Genomic DNA, 18,831 nt, shown 5'->3' on the forward strand with positions numbered 1-18,831 from the left:
GTTTGGAGAGACGGCGGGCTTTTTGATTTGTTTCTGCGGATTGAGGTCATCAAACAGTACATGTTACGCAATTGGCGATATTTTATATTGAAATTGAACTGTTACAATGAAAGGGAACTTGTGTAGTCAGACACGCTGGAAGGGGTAAACCGATGAAGAGAAGAATACTTGGCAAGACGGAACTGGACGTACCTGTATTGAGCTTTGGAGCATCCTCACTCGGTTCTGTATTTCGTGACATTGACCGGGACGAAGGGATTCGCACTGTACATGCGGCCGTAGATGCGGGGATGAATTACATAGACGTTTCACCTTACTACGGCCTGACAAAGGCGGAGACAGTGTTGGGTGAAGCGATCCGCAGCTTGCCGCGCAGTTCATATATGTTATCAACCAAAGCCGGACGGTACGGGGAAAATGAGTTTGATTTTTCACGTCAGCGGATTCTGGATAGCGTGCAAGAGAGCCTGGATCGACTGCATACAGACTATATCGACATTCTGTTCCTGCATGATATTGAATTTGTGCCAGCAGAGATCATCGTAGAAGAAGCCTTTCCAACGTTGCTGCGACTGAAAGAGCAGGGAGTTATACGACATGCGGGCATTTGTGGATTGCCCTTACCGTTGTTCGAGAAGGTTCTGCCGCAGATCGATGCGGATGCGATCATCTCGTATTGTCATTATTCATTGAATGATACCTCATTATTATCGTTATTGCCCTTGTTGGAAAAAAAAGAAATTGGCCTCGTCAATGCTTCGCCTCTTTCTATGGGCTTGTTGAGTACCCGAGGTGCTCCTGCCTGGCATCCGGCAGATGATCGGGTGAAAGAGCTCTGCCTGAAGGCAGCCCGCTTCTGTGCAGAACAAGGTAGTGACATTGCCAAGCTGGCCGTGCAATTCTCCACGTCGAATGAACGAATTCCAACAACACTGGTGAGCAGTGCCAGCCAGCGCAATATCCTCAATAATGCAGCCTGGATAGAGGAACCGTTGGATCAGAGCCTGCTGGATGAAGTGCTGCGCATTTTGGCTCCATTGCATAACGAGACGTGGTCAAGCGGACGACCCGAATATAATATTAAGCCAAGCAACACGACAGCTAAAGCATCCAAGGGGGAACAACGATGAGAGCCATTGTATGTGAAGAAATAGATCAATTGAAGCTCCAGGACCTGCCTCAACCGGAACGAGCAGAAGGAGAGGCGTTGGTTGCCATTCGGCGGATTGGGATCTGTGGAACGGATCTGCATGCATACAAAGGCAACCAACCATTCTTTACCTATCCTCGTGTTCTGGGTCATGAACTGGCGGCTGTTATTGAAGAGATCGGTCCGAACGATGCAGGGCTACAGCCAGGGGATCAGGTAAGTATTATTCCGTATCTTCATTGTGGTCACTGTATTGCATGTCGCAGTGGAAAAACCAATTGTTGTGCGTCCATGCAAGTCATGGGTGTGCACGTAGACGGAGGCATGAGAGAAAAAATCAGCGTGCCTGTCTCACATTTACTCTCAGCAGAAGGTTTGACGCTGGATGAGACGGCAATGGTAGAACCATTAAGCATTGGAGCCCATGCCGTCAGAAGAGCAGGAATTAAACCTGGTGAGCATGTGGTTGTGATTGGAGCTGGCCCTATTGGATTGGGCGTGATGGCATTTGCCAAACAGGCGGGGGCGCGTGTTATCGCTGTTGATCGTAATCTGGACAGACTTGAGCTTAGCCGGACTTGGGCTGGAGCCGATGACCTGGTCCAAGCTAATGAACATACTGTACAACAAGTGGCTGAAATCACGGGGGGCGACTATGCTACGGCTGTCTTCGATGCAACAGGTAACGTGAATTCCATGAATGAGGCCATTCAATATGTTGCGCATAGTGGTCAACTCATTTTTGTAGGACTGGTGAAAGCGGATATTACCTTTCATGATCCTGAGTTTCACAAGCGGGAAATGAGTATCCTGGGCAGTCGGAACGCAACCCGTGAAGATTTTGAACAGGTCCTGTCCACCTTGCGTCAAAAGAAATTAAGTATGGATGGGTATATCACACACCGAGTGGAATTTGATGAGTTACCTACTGCAATAGACCAATGGTTATTGCCAGATTCACATGTAGTCAAAGCTATCGTTGAACTATAATATCAATTAATTATAAAAACAGAAAAAAACGCTCTCTGACCTTGTTGAACAAAACTGTTCATCCATAGGGTAAGAGAGCGTTTTTTTATTTTTCCGGATTCGTCATAATACCCGCATGTGGATCAATGTGACGAACAATGGACTTCAACCAGATCATCTCCAGCACATGTACCTCATAATAAAGTGCACCCGGGATCTGCCTGATCCATCCTTCAGCCATAGCGAGTTGTGTTGAGTCAGAAGTGGCTTCCAGCGTTCCAGGTTCACGGCGCAGCCGTTTGCGTACAGCTTTTTCAACTTGAGAGCTTTGTGTGGTCAAAATGCATACTTTGCGTTTGGAAGAGAAACCCCTGAACGCAATGTACACCATTTCATAAGCAATAAGGTAGGCGATTACGGAATACATCGCTTGGTCCCAGCCAAAGACAACACCAGCGGCTGTCAGTATCAACAAGTTAAGCAGCATGATTATTTTTTCGATAAGCATCCGTTTTCCGCTAAATACACGTTCAGGTGGGCGGGAAGACGGATCACCGATTTCCAGCGTATCCAGTGTCCCACCATACCGCACGACGAGCCCAATTCCGAGTCCGAGGCATAATCCGCCAAACATGGCGGCAGCCAGCGGATGCTCTACAAGTGGCGGCATGGGATGAAGCACAATGGCACCGATCGAAAAGACAACCAGACCCAGAACAGTAACCAGTACAAATTTCTTCTGCACAATCTTGTAGGACAGAAATATAAACGGAACATTGAATAAAAATAGGAATAATCCAATTCTCATTTCGGTCCAGTGGGCGAACAGGGAGGAAATGCCTGTAATGCCTCCAATAATGATCTTATTGGGGTGTAAGAACAATTCAAGTCCCACGGAGGCCAGAATTCCACCAACAATCACAAGCAACAGGTTTAACCAGCGGCGGGTTGACGAGATTCTGGTCTTGGCGGTGTTTGGCACCGGATTAGCCGATATCAGAGGTGCTTTCATAGGTCATCCTCCTTAGTGCGGCTTTCGAGCCATTCTCCCTGGGTTAGTCACAGAAAGATCGGCGTAAGAGCCGCGAAGTACGTTAGTATGTCTGTTCTGCACAGACATAGGGATTATCCTTCTTTCTGCAGAACCTTCGGTTCTTCTTTCTTTTTCCGAGGATCTTTGAACTTGAATATTTTATCCAATAAACGGAATACATGTTTGGACTCTTTGGTTAATAAAGGACCCAGAATGGCCAGAATTAGGACATACAGTGCGGCAAACGGTTGAATCATTGGCAGCAGTCCTCCTGCTTTACCCATGTTGGCCAAGATGATGGAGAATTCACCCCGTGACACAATGGTTAATCCAATGTTGGCCGATGCTTTGGGCGATAGTCCTGCACTGCGTCCGGCCATCATTCCTGCCAGGAAGTTACCGAACAATGTAATAACAACTGCAATCAGAGCTAACCATACGGCTTCGCCACCCAGAGACAATGGATCAATGGACAATCCAAAGCTGAAGAAGAAGATGGCTCCGAAGAAGTCACGGAACGGCAGAATCAAGTGCTCAATCCGTTTCGCGTGTTCTGTTTCAGCAAGCACCAGTCCAACCAGTAATGCACCGATCGCTTCGGCAACATGAATGGTTTCTGAGAAACCGGCTACCAGGAACAAGGCTCCGAATACTACGAGAGAGAATAACTCATTCGATCGGATTTTAAGCAATTTGTTTAGTAGCGGTGTTGCTTTGCGTCCAAGGATAATCACGATAAGCATGAATCCGAGGGCAATAAGTGCGGACATGATGACGCCTCCGATGGAGGATGAATCACTAAGCACAAGTCCGGACAAGATCGAGATATATACAGCGAGGAATACATCTTCGAACATAATAATACCCAATATCATCTCTGTTTCCGGGTTGGCCGTTCGTTTCAAATCGACGAGTACCTTGGCCACAATGGCACTGGAAGAGATGGTAGTTATACCTGCGATAATAAGTGCTTCTGCAACGGGGAAACCGGACATAAAACCAAATATTAATCCCAGCGTAAAGTTAATGCCGATGTAGATCGAGCCGCCAACTGCAATAGAGCGACCCGATTTAATTAAACGACCTACCGAGAATTCAAGTCCAAGGTAGAAGAGAAGGAACAGGATACCGATCCGACCCATAAATTCAATAAAAGGCTGACTCTCAATAAAACGGAAGTCCAGATGCCAGATTTTCATGGCATGTGGCCCAACGGCCATCCCGATCAGAATATAAAACGGAACGACCGAAAATCTTAGTTTTGCCGATAAAAGGCCGGCTGCCGCAATGAGCACAAGGGCCAGACCTACTTCGAATATCAAATGATCCATCTATTTACCCCCTTCCAGTCAGGAGGAGGGATTTAAACAGTTTCTGCTGATTGCGTTCGCCAACGGCTACCACCGTGGATTCTGCACTGATAACTACCTCCGGACCTGGGCTGATATGTTTTTTGTGATTTTTCTCTACAACGGCGATAACCGTTGCCCCAGAGTTTTGACGTACGTCCAATTCACCGATGGATTTGCCGATACATCCGAAGGATGGTTCGATTTTGTACCACTCGATAATCAGGTCGTCAAACGTTACTTCAATATTTTCAAGCTGCTTTGGTTTGTAAGTTAATCCGCCAACAATAGCAGCAATCTGTCGTGCTTCATAATCGTCAAGTGTGATCATCGAGATGCTTTGATCGGGATCATCATACTCGAAGTGGTACATTTCCCGGCGACCGTCATCGTGAATAATAATGACAATTTTATCACCGCTGCTTGTTTCAATCTGAAATTTTTTGCCGATTCCCGGCAAGTCTGTTTCGCGTACATCCATGGATTGTTGCCTCCTTATAATTAGGGGCTGGCCACAGAAGATAGGCTTATTTCCCGAAAATGATTAATCTGCTGCTCAAAGGAACATCAAAAGATGCGGGTAAACAGAGCCAGAAATTCCTGACACAGCCATATGATTTGAATTTGTCGGTGTGGGTACAACAAAAATAGGTACTGTCATAAACATGGGTTTATCTAACGTGTGCTAAAAGGGTTATAAGTTATGCACAAGCACACCGTCTTATAAATACAGAGGTGTCTCCATGCAAAAGCAACCTGTAAATACGTCGTAACGGCTAGTGAAGAGCGTTCACGTATTTTGGTGCTATAGGGGTGAGGGATACATACATGCTGGTAAACTTAATAGGTAGCAGAAATAATCTGCGTTTAAACAGACAATACCACGGTTTAAAGGACAGACCCGTTGTAGGGATTCGCAGCATCAATAACAATGCGAGGATAAGAAAGACAGGCTTATTATGCGTAACCGCAATCAGCTTGGACATGACTTGTGGGTATTTGCGAATGACAGGTTTCTGCTGGGATTCGGGTATTTGCAACAGCACTTCTTTGTTGGAAGTTGCTTCTACAGACACCCCAACGGCAGATTCGGACTGCATCGGAATAGGGAAGCACAAGGCTTGGAAAACGCACAAAATGATAATGATAGTATAGTGGAGTATTCTAGGTTGTTGTCTCATTTTGGCTTCCCTCCTTTTCCGTGAAACATACTGTTATTAAAATAATAACACATTTTTGTCTTAACTCCAAACCTCTTCATAATATACTGAGAAATCATGACACGCTTTCCATCAATCCGCTTCGTATATCCCCATCGGCCTTGCCATATACTTTGAACAGGAAGGAAAGGAGTGATTCTTGTGGAACTGTTTGCTGTATGGACCGATGTATCAGGGCAAGAGGAAGCGGATCAATTTTATCGTTGTGTCAAGGAAAAAACCAAAGGTTTACATATAAGTAAAAGAGGATTCCGGCTCACCTTCAAACATAATGATGGAAGAGCAACCTGGGTTTGCAGAGGGAATGAGAATCACGAAGACTTCCAGCAATGGCTTCCCCGGATTAGTGATCTGCTCTCCCTTGGACTCGCCGACTTCATTATGGAGACACAAGAACGGAGCATGGTGGAGGATATGATCGCCAAGGCGTGTTCTGTCATGGATGAGCATGAGGTGGAAAAGGTCAATCGAATCTGCATGCCACTTCTATTAAATGGTGATCTGGATCAGCCCGGACTTCGGGAGCGCCGCCGTACTACGTTAGCCAGTGGACTACGGCAGGATCTGGAGGATGTTCACTTTTTTCACCTTGAAGGTATTATCAACTTCCGCATACGGCCATATAAGCAGGAGCTTCAGGAATTAGTGGAGTATGCGCTCGATGAGTTCTGGATGGATCGGCAGTATGAAGAGTTTATGGGGCTGTTAAAATATTTTGTGTTTTTTCAAGAAGCCAAAGTACCTCTGGTTCATCTTGTACACAAGGGAATGCATGAATTTCAGGTCCTGGATGCTGGACTTAATCTGTTACCCGTGCAAAAGGATGAACAGGTCGTTGTGGAAATGCCGGGTCTGGAACTGGAGATGGATATCGAAGATATGATTGTAAGTACACTCATCTCCATCTCTCCTGAGAAGGTCATGCTCCATACACGCACCCCGGATCTGCCAATCATCTCGACCATATGCCAGATCTTCGAAGACAAAGTGCAAATATGTCATCATTGCCCGGAATGCGAAGTGCTGCGCTCAGGATTGTTGACAGGTCTTGACGCAAGTGATCTCGGCAATTATAATAACTGTTGATCCATGAATTTATCATGTGAACCATTGAACCAAAAGCGTTGACAAAGACAACAACCACACGCAAGATCGGTGCAGAGAGAGGAACCTAGGCTGAAATTTCCTCCGGATATCACGTATGGTTTACCCCTTTGTAGCTGCAATTTTGAAAGTGGAGTTAGAATATCGCCTTTATTGGGGATTATCCGCGAGTAAGGATCTGCCGGGTCATGCCCGTTATCGTCATGCCAATGAGGGCTGTATTTCCAATATGGATGAATCAGCTGAATTAGGGTGGAACCACGAGTATATATCACTCGTCCCTTTGCCGGGACGGGTGTTTTTTGCGTTCCTTTGCAAAATGACTGGAATAGCAATAGATAATCAGTCCATAAATATCTGGACACGAAGGTTACATTAACAGGAGGAATGAGACAAATGGCAGTGAACATTAAACTACCGGATGGTTCGGTACGTGAGTACGCGGATGGCAGCACCATTGAAGACGTAGCCGCTTCGATTAGCAGCGGATTGCGCAAAAATGCCGTAGCCGGCAAGCTGGATGGTATCGTGGTGGACTTGTCCACAACACTTCATGAGGGAGCATTGGTGGAGATCGTAACTCTGGATTCACCAGAAGGACTTGAAGTGATGCGTCATAGTACAGCTCACTTGATGGCTCAAGCAGTGAAACGTTTATATGGTAACCAAGAGGTACGCCTCGGTATCGGCCCTGTCATTGAAGATGGTTTCTACTATGATATGGACCTCGAACATGCGCTCAATCCTGAAGATCTGCAAAAGATCGAGAAGGAAATGGAACGTATTGTGAACGAGAACTTGCCAATTGTACGTAAGGAAGTTAGCCGCGAGGACGCGATCAAAACGTTCGAAGAAGTGGGCGATCCTTACAAACTTGAGTTGATTCGTGATTTACCAGCGGACAGTGTGATCACGATTTATGAGCAAGGTGAATTCTTCGACTTGTGTCGTGGCCCTCACGTACCATCAACTAGCAAAATCAAAGTGTTCAAACTGATGAATGTCGCGGGTGCTTACTGGCGTGGAGATAGCAAAAACAAAATGCTTCAACGTATCTATGGTACGGCTTTTGTGAAAAAAGCACAGCTGGACGAGCATCTGCACTTCCTCGAAGAAGCTCGCAAACGGGATCACCGTAAGTTGGGTAAAGAGCTGGAAATGTTCACATTCTCCCAACTGGTCGGCCAAGGCCTCCCAATCTGGTTGCCAAACGGTGCGAAGCTGCGCCGTACTCTGGAGCGTTATATTGTGGATCTGGAAGAAAGCCTTGGATACCAACATGTATACACACCGGTTCTGGGTAACGTGGAATTGTACAAAACATCTGGACACTGGGAGCACTACCAGGAAGATATGTTCCCGAAAATGGTTATGGATAATGAGGAACTTGTTCTCCGTCCAATGAACTGTCCTCACCATATGATGGTGTACAAGTCCAGTATGCACAGCTACCGTGATCTGCCAATCCGTATTGCCGAGCTTGGAATGATGCACCGTTATGAAATGTCGGGGGCATTAACAGGTCTGCACCGTGTACGTGCAATGACACTGAATGACTCACACATTTTTGCACGCCCGGATCAGATCAAAGAAGAGTTTGCTCGTGTTATCGAGTTGATTCAAACCGTGTACAAGGATTTCGGTATTAACGAATACCGTTTCCGTCTGTCCTATCGTGATCCGAAGGATACCGAGAAATACTTCCAGAACGACGAGATGTGGGAAATGTCCCAACGCATGCTGCGTGAAGTTGTGGAAGAGCTTGACCTTCCATTCTATGAAGCAGAAGGTGAAGCGGCGTTCTACGGTCCGAAGCTGGATGTACAGATCAAAACAGCCCTGGGCAAAGAAGAGACATTGTCTACGGTTCAACTGGACTTCCTGTTGCCTGAGCGCTTTGAACTTGAATATGTGGGAGATGACGGACAGAAACATCGTCCAGTTGTTATTCACCGCGGTGTAATTAGTACAATGGAACGTTTCACAGCATTCTTGCTGGAGAACTTTGCAGGAGCTTTCCCGCTGTGGTTGTCTCCAGTACAGGCAAAAGTGATCCCGGTATCCGGCAACTTCGACGATTATGCGCGTGAAGTGGAAGCGAAGCTGAAACGTGCGGGAATCTCTGCTGAAGCCGATCTGCGGAATGAGAAGCTTGGATATAAAATCCGTGAGGCGCAGCTTGAGAAAATGCCTTATATGTTTGTTGTTGGTGAGAATGAGCGCAATGCAGAAGCAGTATCTGTGCGTAAGCGTGGAGAAGGCGATCTGGGCATGAAACCGGTCGATGAAATTATCGCTCAATTGAAAGAAGAAATTGCAACACGTTTGGTATAAATGAACAAATGATCTATCAGATAACCAGTGCATAAGTTGCGCTGATCACTCTGCATAACGCCTGGATAACATGGGATTGACTATGTTATTCAGGCGTTTTTTCGTAGTGTTTGCAGTAAAAAGTATAGATTAATTGCTTTTTGGAAAACCTTTGCAGTGAGGGGGAGGTTATACAATGAAAAAGCAATTCTCAATTCAAAAGAAACATATACGGGGTTTATTGGTTGGCTGTGTGATATTCGCCGGGATGATGATTAACCTGAATCAGGCGGATGCCTATACATTTGAAGAGGAAAGTACAGTACTGCATGTCGAGAGTCAGAGCAGCAGCAGTGAAGGTCCGATTATTGAAACTTCGAGCCAGTCTGATCAAGAATTTCCAGAACAGGTCAGCCATCAATACAGCGATGAGGCCCAGCTGACCACCATGGTGTATATGGCTTTATTGTGGTCACCACAACCAATGGTCATTCCAAGACCTGAGCTTCCAGAAAAACAAGTGGCGGATCCGTCTATGCCGGTGCTTGCTCCGCGTTCAGAACAAATCCTGGGTACACAAAAGGTTACAGCAACGGGATATACGGCAGGAGTGGAGTCTACAGGAAAAGGGCCTAAACATCCTCAATACGGAATTACGTATTCCGGTGTCAAAGTACGTCGTGATAAAGAAACAGTTTCCACGATTGCAGCTGATCCAAAATTGTTCCCGATGGGTTCCATTCTGTATATTCCGGGTTATGGATACGGTATTGTTGCAGATACTGGTTCGGCGATCAAAGGTAATAAAATCGATCTGTATTTCCCGACAACCAAGCAAGTGTACAAAGAGTGGGGCAAAAAGGATGTGGAGGTACAGGTGATCAGGCAAGGCGCTGGAAAGTGTACAGAAAAGATGCTCAGCGAGTTGGCCGATGCGATCGATGTGTACAAATCTGTACCGGATTCCTGGCTGGACAAGGCCATTTAATTTCACATGTGAACATGAATAACAGAAGTGCTCTCTCCACATAATATTGACTGGGGACGAACCCCGCGGTGCAGCAATGCATCGTAAATATGAAGAGAGAGGTGATTCGTTGTGGCTAAGAAATCACAAGGGTACCAAACGCCAAACGAGAAGTACAATGCAGAGTTTGGAGAAGAGAATGCAGCAGCAAAAGTGAAGCAATCCGCTCAAAACAAAGTACAAGATAATTTCCAAACACCTGATGAAAAATACAATGCCGAGTTCGGTGTAGAAAACACAGGCCAAACTGGCCAAGGTCAAGGCAAAGCATCAAAATACAAAAAATAATTGAAGATTCATTAATCTAATGATGATTCAGCACCCTGGAGCAGCAGCTCCGGGGTGTTTTACATATGCGAAGTTTTTTACATTAATATCCTCTCATCTCAGTCTCGAGACCGAGATGAATTCCATCTGCCGCCGCTGTTCTCATTGTCTTGTCTGAGTTACACTGGATACATAATACAGACAAAGGAGACATGAGCGATGAAACGATCGACGCGTGACCGCTGGTGGGTTGGCATACCTCTTATTGCTATTGGTGCGATGATCTTGTTCAGACAATTGGGATATGACATTGATGTAGGATATATTTTCAGAACATATTGGCCGTTATTTCTAATCTGGTGGGGGGTCAAAGGAATCTCCGAGATTCGTCGCAACGGGGGTTACGCCTTTATTGGACCGGTAATTGTACTGGCGATTGGTGGTTACTTTCTTGCTCGGAATCTGGGATGGATTGATTACTCCATGGGGGAGTTCATTCGTTATCTGATCCCGGTTATGCTGATTGGCGGAGGATTGTTTGTACTGATCGGGCCACGACGTCGTGATCGGAAACATCATGACAAGATGCAGCCACCTCCAGCACCTGAGCAACCTTATAAACCGTTGGCTCCGGAGGATCTGGAGATGCCGTCGTCGTTTGACGAACAGTTCGAGAAAACATTTGGCAAACCAAAACAGGAACAGAAGAACGATCCACATGGCCCTCATTTCACAGGATCAACGGATTCATCATCACAAGGGCATCAATATAAGAAGAAACATCAATCGTATAACTCTAACGATACCGGTTATGGAGAACATTATGGTGATGGCTACGGAAATGGTTATGGGGATTATGGCAGTGGCAATACCATTAACAAATCGGCGTTCATCGGTGATCTGTACATGGGGCAGGAAGTGTTCTCGTTGAAACCAATGAACATCTCGGCTTTTATCGGAGATACCGTAATTGATTTGACTAAGGCGCAGATTCCTTACGGGGAGACGAAGATTGTCATTTCTTCATTTATTGGGGATGTGAAAGTATTTGTGCCGGAAGATATGGATCTGGGTGTGACGGTGACGACAAATTCCTTCATTGGAGATATGTCACTGTTGAACCAGAAACGCGGCGGATTCCTGAGTAGTGCCCAGGCTGAAACTTCCCATTACCATGAAGCAAGCAAAAAGGTACGGATTATTGTAAGTGTGTTTATCGGAGACGTCAAAGTGAATAAGGTGGGTTAACGCATGATTCGAACAATTCTCAAGGCCAATAAATGGGAACTGATGATGTATTTTGCGCTAACCGGTCTGATTACGCTGGGCGGATTCTATCTATTGTATGGAGAGGTATTGATGGGGGCTGGTCGTCAGCGGGCATGGACCTATGTTGCCGTTGTTGTGCTGGCCACCGTTATCACCGGATATATCGCTGCATTACGGCTTCAGCGTAAGATCGACCTGCTAGATCTCAACATGTTGAAAGTTTCCAAGGGTAATCTGGCGGTGCGCATGCCTGAAGCGGATGACGCTTCGTTTGGTCGTGTCTATCAGGAGTTCAATGTCATGATGGATTCGATTGAGAAAAAGATGAGACTGCTTCAGCGCCTCGGTGAGCAGGAAGTCATTGAGAAGGAGCAAGCCTCGGAGCGGGCTGTGCTTGAAGAGCGCAAACGAATGGCAAGGGACCTTCATGACACGGTTAGCCAGCAGCTGTTTGCCATGCATATGTCGGCTTCGTCCTTACCTCGTCTGCTGGAGATGAATCCTGAACATGGCGGTAAAGTACTGGACCAGTTAATCCAGATGTCACATATTGCACAGCGTCAGATGCGAGGACTGATTGCCCAACTTCGACCGGTGGAGCTGGAAGGGCGTGATCTCACCGCAGCACTGGATAGCTGGTTTCCTGATTATTGCAGGCAGAATGGTCTTAAAGGTGTGAAAGAGCTGGAACTGGATGGCGGAATCTCGGATGCCATTGAGCACCAGCTGTTTCTTGTTATTCAGGAGGCGGTTGCCAATGTTGTGAAGCATGCAGAGGCGGGAGTGGTTAGTCTGTACATACGGGAGAGTGAACATCAGATCAGCATGAGCATCAGCGATGATGGTCAGGGATTTTTACAGCAAGCGGAGCGTCCGGGTTCATACGGATTATCTACCATGCGTGAACGGGCGGAGAAGCTTGGGGGGCAAGTTCAGATTATATCGAAACCGGGAGCGGGAACGACGGTGCGGGTATTGATCCCGAAATTCCCGAACGTTCCTGAGTGAACCAGAGGGGGAGACGGAATGAGTGGTAAAGTAAACGTGATGATTGTGGATGACCATGATATGGTGCGCATGGGGTTGAAAACATATCTGATGCTGGAACCTACTTTTCATGTGATGGGAGAAGCGGGCCACGGGCAGGATGCGCTTGATCAGTTACGTAAGTTAAATGATAGTGAAATGCCGGACCTGATTCTAATGGATCTGATGATGCCTGTAATGAATGGCGCTGAAGCAACAAAAGCCATCATGACTGAATTTCCAGGGATGAAAATTGTGATGCTTACCAGTTTCCTGGAGGATGATTTGGTTGTACAAGCGATTGAAGCGGGTGCGGTAAGTTATGTACTGAAGACAGTCTCTGCTGAAGAACTGATATATGCTCTTCAAGGGGCCTATAGAGGCATGCCTGTTATGACAGGTGATGTGTCGCAGGCATTAACCCGGGGAATCAGACAACGTACAGCGAGAGAGAGTGAATCGGGTCTGACTGAGCGGGAGAAGGAAGTGCTGCTGCTTATTGCAGAGGGAAAGACCAACAAAGATATCGGAGAAGAATTACATATCAGTATCAAAACCGTCAAAACACATGTGAGTAACCTGCTGATGAAATGTGAGATGGACGATCGTACACAATTGGCCATCTATGCGCATCGTCAGGGTTGGGTGAAAACGAAAGGGTAAAATGCTGTCATGACGGGGAAAAGAGTCTATTCTTACGTGCTTTTATCTCCTTTTTAATTGTTTTTAAGGTACGGTTAAGGTTTAAAGTACAAAATAAGGACAGTTAAAGAATATCTCTTGGGAATAAGAGATTGGGAGGTAGAGAGGCATGGACGAACGCAACTATAGATCGAACCGTCAAGACGAGGAAAACGAAACTAAACAAACGGAGAATCGCAATTCTTCCGGAACGGACGAATCCTCCTATTATTATTCTTATGGACCTTTTCAGTCCGTGAATCAGGAAGATACAGCAAATCACATGGGAAGCACTAATCAGCGTGAAGAAGGAAATGTAGAGATTACAAAACCTGATCCGGTGAGACCCGTACCTACTTACTATAATAGTGAATCATCAGAACAAGCGAAAAGATCATCAGCAGGCGGTGGAAACGGCTCAGGTAACGGTGGAGATCAAGGGAATGGCGGCAAAGGCAACTGGAACTATAATAACCGCAAGCCGCGTTCTTCCGTAAGATCACTTCTATTTTCCTTTATTGCCGGTATGCTGGTCATCACCGTTCTCATGTACACAGCTGACAGAACAAACATGTTCACACCGGAGACGGCACTTACGAACACGGACAATCAAAGTTCAGGACAGGAAGCGTCCACAAACACAGGCGGAGGCAACAATGTGACAGCGTCGTTACTGCCAACAGGCAAAGAAGATGTGTCTTCCGTAGTAACAAGTACAAGTCCGGCTGTCGTCAAAATCGAAACACTCGCGAAGCAGTCCTCACGTACAGGATTAGGTCAGGGTGGATCAAATACAAGTGATCCGCTGTACCAATACTTCTTTGGTAATGGGGGCGGAACGGAAGGCAATCAAGGCCAAAGCCAGCAACCACAAAGCGGTAATCAGCTTGTACCTATGGGCATTGGTTCCGGGTTCATTTTTGACAAAGAAGGATATATCCTGACGAACCAACACGTTGTTCAGGGTGCAGACGTAATCCAGGTAACCCTGGAGAACAACAGCAAGCCTTATGAAGCTAAACTGCTGGGAAGCAGCTTTGATCTGGATTTGGCTGTATTGAAAATTGAGAAAAACAGTGGTGACGATGCGTTCCCTGTAGCTCCACTGGGTGATTCCAATAGTACTCAAGTCGGTGAATGGCTTGTAGCTATTGGTAACCCGGAAGGATTTGAACACACCGTTACAGCAGGTGTACTGAGTGCCAAAGAACGTACGATCAGCATTCCAGATGAAGAAACAGGAAAAACACGTGAGTACAGCCATTTGCTGCAAACAGATGCTTCGATTAATCCGGGTAACTCCGGTGGTCCGTTGCTTAACCTGAATGGGGAAGTCATCGGAATGAACGTTGCAGTAAGTGCAGATGCACAAGGGATTGGTTTTGCAATCCCGTCGAGCGTCATTTCTGAAGCTGTTAAATATCTTAAAGAGAACAAAGAAGTTCCCAAAGAGCCAGTACCCTTTATCGGTGCATCTCTGATGGCTCTCACGCCTGAAGTTGCTAAACAAATGGGAACAGATGTAACCGAAGGTTCTGTCGTAGCCAGCACGATCTTCCAATCACCGGCTTATCAAGCAGATCTTCGTGCATATGACATCATCACAGGTGCCAACGGTACGCCTTACGCGACAAGTCAAGATCTGATAGATTTTATCAAGAAACAGGAAATCGGCAGTGAAGTGACATTAAACGTGGTGCGTGACGGTAAGAAAATGGATCTGAAAATCAAAATCGGCAACAAAAATGATTTTGATACTTCACAAACAACAGGTACACAACAGCAGCAACCATAAATATCGGGTACGGATTGACAGAACGGAAGGGTTTGAAGGCCCTTCCGTTTTTTTGCCCTGATGGGGCAAGGTTCAATGGACTAGTACGGATTGGAGTCCGCCTACTTGAAGATGCAGATTGTGCTTCTGCCTGTTACAATGGGATAAAACGTTAGGATAAAGGAGAAAGACCATGCGCTCAACTATTTTGATTGTGGATGATGACGAAAAAATTGTATCCATGCTCCGCCGGGGGCTGGCTTTTGAAGGATATGAGGTACAGACGGCTTCCAACGGAGCTGAAGGCCTCAGCAAACTGATGGACAAGGAGCCGGACATCGTTGTGCTGGATGTGATGATGCCGCAGATTGACGGATTTGAGGTATGTCGCAGATTGAGAGAAGCAGGCAGTAAAGTGCCTGTGCTGATGCTGACGGCCAAGGATGAAGTGCAGAGCCGCGTGACCGGACTGGACACGGGAGCAGATGACTACCTTGTAAAACCTTTTGCGCTGGAAGAATTATTGGCACGTGTCCGTGCATTGCTGCGCCGCAAGTCAGATAGTGGGGGTACGCCGGACAACCGCTTAATGTATGAAGATATCATTTTGGACAATGACTCACGTGAAGTATTGCGAGATGGGCAGCGTCTGGAGCTGACTGCCAAAGAATTCGAACTGTTGAATCTGTTCATGCAAAATCCAAGACGGGTACTTTCCCGTGATCTGATTATGGATAAAATCTGGGGTTATGATTACAGCGGTGAGTCTAATGTGCTTGAAGTGTACATTGCCATGCTCAGACAGAAGACCGAAGAATACGGTGGCAAGCGTCTAATCCAGACCATCCGGGGAGCCGGCTATATCCTGAGAGGTGACTCCTGATATGTCCATCCGGTTAAGACTAACCGCATGGTATTCTGGCATTTTGGCGGCTGTTCTTATCTTTTGGGGCGTTGTAATTTATGCCTTTGTTTATTTTAACTCCTATCAGGAAGTCGAACAGCAATTGAAGGTGAAGAGTACCCGGATTACGGAGCAGATCGGTGTTAATCCTCTTTCACAGTCGTTGGATCTGGACCCATTTACAGAGAGTCAGCTTCAGGAGGCACAAATCTATATTCAACTCTGGGATTACCAGAGCCGCTCGGGCATAATTTCCGGCAATATGAAGAAATTAGGGATTCAGTTTCCGGTATTAAAAACCAATGAAATTCTTGAAAAGCGTGGCATATCCAAGATCTATGTGGATGGGACACCGTTTCTGGTGAATCAGCTTCCCCTTTCTCTTCAGGGTACCAATGAAGTACGTGGAATTCTTCAGGTTGGTGCGAATGTAAGTTCACAGGAGCGCCTGTTGGAAGCGTTGCTTAATATTTTGGTTTTTGGTTGGCTGGTAGCGATGGCCCTCGCTATTACCTCAGGTCTCGTCTTGGCTCGCAAGTCGATGCGTCCGCTCGTGACTGTCATTGATGCCGCCAATCAGATTCAATCGGGAGATGACTTAAGTGTACGTATTCAATATGCTGGGCCGAAGGATGAGATCGGGCGTCTGATTGAAACGGTGAATAATATGCTTGAACGTACAGAATTGTCATTCCGCGGTTTGGAGGAGACGAATGCTGCCCAGCGCCGCTTTGTATCCGATGCATCGCATGAACTGCGTACGCCGCTGACCACCATTCGCGGGAACGTGGACTTCCTGAAGAAGTTATGGGATCAGGAGGGAACCGACCGACCGAATCTGGATGAGGAGACCGTCAAACAAATGTCGCTGGAAGCCATTGAAGACATGGCGGACGAGGGAAAACGTATGAGCAGGCTGATCAGCGACATGTTATCGCTGGCGAGAGCGGATACGGGTCAGAAAATTGAACTGAATCCGATCCCGCTGCAGATTCTCGTACAGGAAGTAGCACGCAGAGCACAATTTCTGGATCGTCAGGCAGATTGGCTTCCGGGAGATTTTTCCATCCTTAACGGCATTTATGTGAACGGTAGCAAGGACTATCTGCAACAGATGTTATTTATCTTCATCGAAAATGCATTTAAATACACACCTGAAGGCTCCGTGACGCTGGATGCCGTATTATACAAAGGCCAGGTGGGATTACGCATCAGCGACACCGGTATTGGGATGGATCGGGACGAAGTGCCGTTCATCTTTGATCGCTTCTATCGGGCAGATGAATCCCGCGGGGCTACACCGGGCATAGGTCTGGGACTTTCGATTGCGAAGTGGATTATTGAGGAACACCATGGATCGGTTGAGGTTGTGACCAGACGTGGAGAAGGAACCACCTTTATTATCTGGTTGCCGGTTGTCTTTGCTCCGCCTATCGAATAAAGGTATAATAGACAGGACTGCAATTACATCGGCAACGTTGCCGAGAAAGAAAGCGGGTGGCAACCAAGTGGAAGTACTACGAATTTCGCCGCGGGGATATTGTTACGGCGTTGTGGATGCGATGGTGCTCGCGCGTCAAGCGGCACGCAATCTGGATTTACCACGACCTATTTATATATTGGGTATGATTGTGCATAACCAACATGTGACGGATTCCTTTGAAGATGAAGGTATTATTACATTGGATGGTCCGAACCGGATGGATATTTTGAGCCAAGTGGAGAGTGGCACGATTATTTTCACAGCTCACGGTGTATCTCCTGAAGTGCGCAAGTTGGCACGGGACAAAGGATTGACAACAGTGGATGCAACATGCCCTGATGTCACCAAGACCCATGATCTCATTCGGGAGAAGACGGCAGAGGGTTATCAGATCATCTATATCGGCAAAAAGAATCACCCTGAACCAGAAGGTGCCGTAGGTGTTGCACCAGATCTCGTTCATCTGATCGAGAAGGAAGAAGAGATCGAAGAACTGAGCGTATCTCCGGGCAAAATCCTTATTACGAATCAGACAACGATGAGCCAGTGGGATATCAAACACATTATGAGCCGTCTGTTGGAGAAGTTTCCGGGCGCAGAGATTCATAATGAGATTTGCCTCGCAACTCAGGTTCGTCAGGAAGCTGTTGCTGAACAGGCAGGTCAAGCGGACCTGGTTATCGTGGTGGGTGATCCTCGCAGCAATAACTCTAATCGTCTGGCACAAGTGTCGGAGGAGATCGCCGGGGTTACGGCCTACCGTGTATCCGATGTTTCCGAGATTCAGCAAGAATGGCTGAAAGGTGTAAATAAGGTGGCGGTTACTTCGGGTGCATCAACACCAACACCGATTACGAAGGAAGTCATCCTTTATCTGGAGCAGTATGAACATGACAAGCCGGAGACGTGGGAGATCAAACGTACCGTGAACATGAGCAAACTGCTGCCTCCAGTTCGAGAAAAAACACGTACACCATAGGGCGAAAGAAATGTAAAATGTAAGTCTACGTGTATGTGAATTAAAAACGAGTTGTGAATGAGAAGAACCCTGTTACGCAGATCCGAATGTCGGAGCCTGTGGAGCAGGGTTCTTTTTGATATAGGGATAAAGAATGTGTACCTTGACGCAATAGGAGAACTATGTTATATTCACTTTAACGGATAAAAGCTTAAAAGCGAACAAGCGTTTAAGCGCGACAGAGTTTTTATATTTAATCAGACGCACATTAAGAAATAATGGTGCTCTCATACAAGGAAGGATG

The 18,831-nt window shown here is 46.5% G+C and carries 17 protein-coding genes; 13 read left to right on the top strand and 4 right to left on the bottom strand.

What is annotated here, in order from left to right:
* The first annotated feature begins 152 nt into the window (after positions 1 to 152).
* Positions 153 to 1,130 (top strand): aldo/keto reductase, encoded by a 978-nt coding sequence (locus QNO02_RS08895; RefSeq protein WP_289391838.1) that lies wholly within the window; start codon positions 153 to 155, stop codon positions 1,128 to 1,130.
* Complete coding sequence (locus QNO02_RS08900) at positions 1,127 to 2,140, top strand: zinc-binding alcohol dehydrogenase family protein (RefSeq protein ID WP_133384136.1); 1,014 nt, start codon at positions 1,127 to 1,129, stop codon at positions 2,138 to 2,140. The genes QNO02_RS08895 and QNO02_RS08900 overlap by 4 nt, the downstream gene beginning before the upstream one ends.
* Before the next feature lie 85 nt (positions 2,141 to 2,225).
* Here QNO02_RS08900 and QNO02_RS08905 read toward each other — a convergent pair whose 3' ends face one another.
* The 4 genes from QNO02_RS08905 to QNO02_RS08920 all read right to left on the bottom strand — a co-directional run bounded on the left by QNO02_RS08905 (position 2,226) and on the right by QNO02_RS08920 (position 5,682).
* Entirely contained in the window at positions 2,226 to 3,131 is a 906-nt protein-coding gene (locus tag QNO02_RS08905; protein WP_091032738.1) for a YitT family protein, read from the bottom strand.
* A 113-nt stretch (positions 3,132 to 3,244) separates the two neighbouring features.
* Positions 3,245 to 4,483, bottom strand: a complete 1,239-nt coding sequence (locus QNO02_RS08910) for a cation:proton antiporter (protein ID WP_076289901.1) — start codon at positions 4,481 to 4,483, stop codon at positions 3,245 to 3,247.
* Between the two features lie 4 nt (positions 4,484 to 4,487).
* Entirely contained in the window at positions 4,488 to 4,982 is a 495-nt protein-coding gene (locus tag QNO02_RS08915) for a cation:proton antiporter regulatory subunit (protein WP_091032736.1), read from the bottom strand.
* A 295-nt stretch (positions 4,983 to 5,277) separates the two neighbouring features.
* Entirely contained in the window at positions 5,278 to 5,682 is a 405-nt protein-coding gene (locus tag QNO02_RS08920) for a hypothetical protein (RefSeq protein WP_289391839.1), read from the bottom strand.
* Between the two features lie 171 nt (positions 5,683 to 5,853).
* Between QNO02_RS08920 and QNO02_RS08925 the strand changes: the two genes are divergently transcribed.
* The 11 genes from QNO02_RS08925 (at position 5,854) to QNO02_RS08975 (ending at position 18,548) form a co-directional block, all read left to right on the top strand.
* A complete protein-coding gene (locus QNO02_RS08925; RefSeq protein WP_051447153.1) occupies positions 5,854 to 6,807 on the top strand; it encodes a putative sporulation protein YtxC in 954 nt (317 codons plus the stop codon).
* A 414-nt stretch (positions 6,808 to 7,221) separates the two neighbouring features.
* Positions 7,222 to 9,159 (top strand): threonine--tRNA ligase, encoded by a 1,938-nt coding sequence (gene thrS / locus QNO02_RS08930; protein WP_253432841.1) that lies wholly within the window; start codon positions 7,222 to 7,224, stop codon positions 9,157 to 9,159.
* A 427-nt stretch (positions 9,160 to 9,586) separates the two neighbouring features.
* Positions 9,587 to 10,126, top strand: a complete 540-nt coding sequence (locus QNO02_RS08935) for a 3D domain-containing protein (protein ID WP_081595013.1) — start codon at positions 9,587 to 9,589, stop codon at positions 10,124 to 10,126.
* A 111-nt stretch (positions 10,127 to 10,237) separates the two neighbouring features.
* Entirely contained in the window at positions 10,238 to 10,453 is a 216-nt protein-coding gene (locus QNO02_RS08940; protein WP_036610057.1) for a hypothetical protein, read from the top strand.
* A 198-nt stretch (positions 10,454 to 10,651) separates the two neighbouring features.
* Positions 10,652 to 11,680, top strand: coding sequence for a cell wall-active antibiotics response protein LiaF (gene liaF / locus QNO02_RS08945; protein ID WP_289391840.1), 1,029 nt, complete (start codon positions 10,652 to 10,654; stop codon positions 11,678 to 11,680).
* Positions 11,681 to 11,683: 3 nt separating this feature from the next.
* A complete protein-coding gene (locus QNO02_RS08950) occupies positions 11,684 to 12,709 on the top strand; it encodes a HAMP domain-containing sensor histidine kinase (protein WP_289391841.1) in 1,026 nt (341 codons plus the stop codon).
* An 18-nt stretch (positions 12,710 to 12,727) separates the two neighbouring features.
* Positions 12,728 to 13,390: a response regulator gene (locus QNO02_RS08955; protein WP_017689597.1), complete on the top strand. Its 663-nt coding sequence runs from the start codon at positions 12,728 to 12,730 to the stop codon at positions 13,388 to 13,390.
* A gap of 148 nt (positions 13,391 to 13,538) precedes the next feature.
* Positions 13,539 to 15,203, top strand: coding sequence for a S1C family serine protease (locus tag QNO02_RS08960; RefSeq protein WP_289391842.1), 1,665 nt, complete (start codon positions 13,539 to 13,541; stop codon positions 15,201 to 15,203).
* Positions 15,204 to 15,375: 172 nt separating this feature from the next.
* On the top strand, positions 15,376 to 16,065 hold the full coding sequence (locus QNO02_RS08965) for a response regulator transcription factor (protein ID WP_091014684.1): 690 nt from the start codon (positions 15,376 to 15,378) through the stop codon (positions 16,063 to 16,065).
* A 1-nt stretch (position 16,066) separates the two neighbouring features.
* Positions 16,067 to 17,527 carry a sensor histidine kinase gene (locus QNO02_RS08970; RefSeq protein WP_289391843.1) on the top strand — a complete coding sequence of 487 codons (1,461 nt, stop codon included), beginning with the start codon at positions 16,067 to 16,069 and terminating at the stop codon, positions 17,525 to 17,527.
* A 67-nt stretch (positions 17,528 to 17,594) separates the two neighbouring features.
* Positions 17,595 to 18,548 (top strand): 4-hydroxy-3-methylbut-2-enyl diphosphate reductase, encoded by a 954-nt coding sequence (locus QNO02_RS08975; RefSeq protein ID WP_133385915.1) that lies wholly within the window; start codon positions 17,595 to 17,597, stop codon positions 18,546 to 18,548.
* The last annotated feature ends 283 nt before the right edge of the window (positions 18,549 to 18,831 follow it).

It is taken from the genome of Paenibacillus sp. PK1-4R (genome assembly GCF_030369595.1).
In the GTDB taxonomy this organism is placed as follows: Bacteria; Bacillota; Bacilli; order Paenibacillales; family Paenibacillaceae; genus Paenibacillus.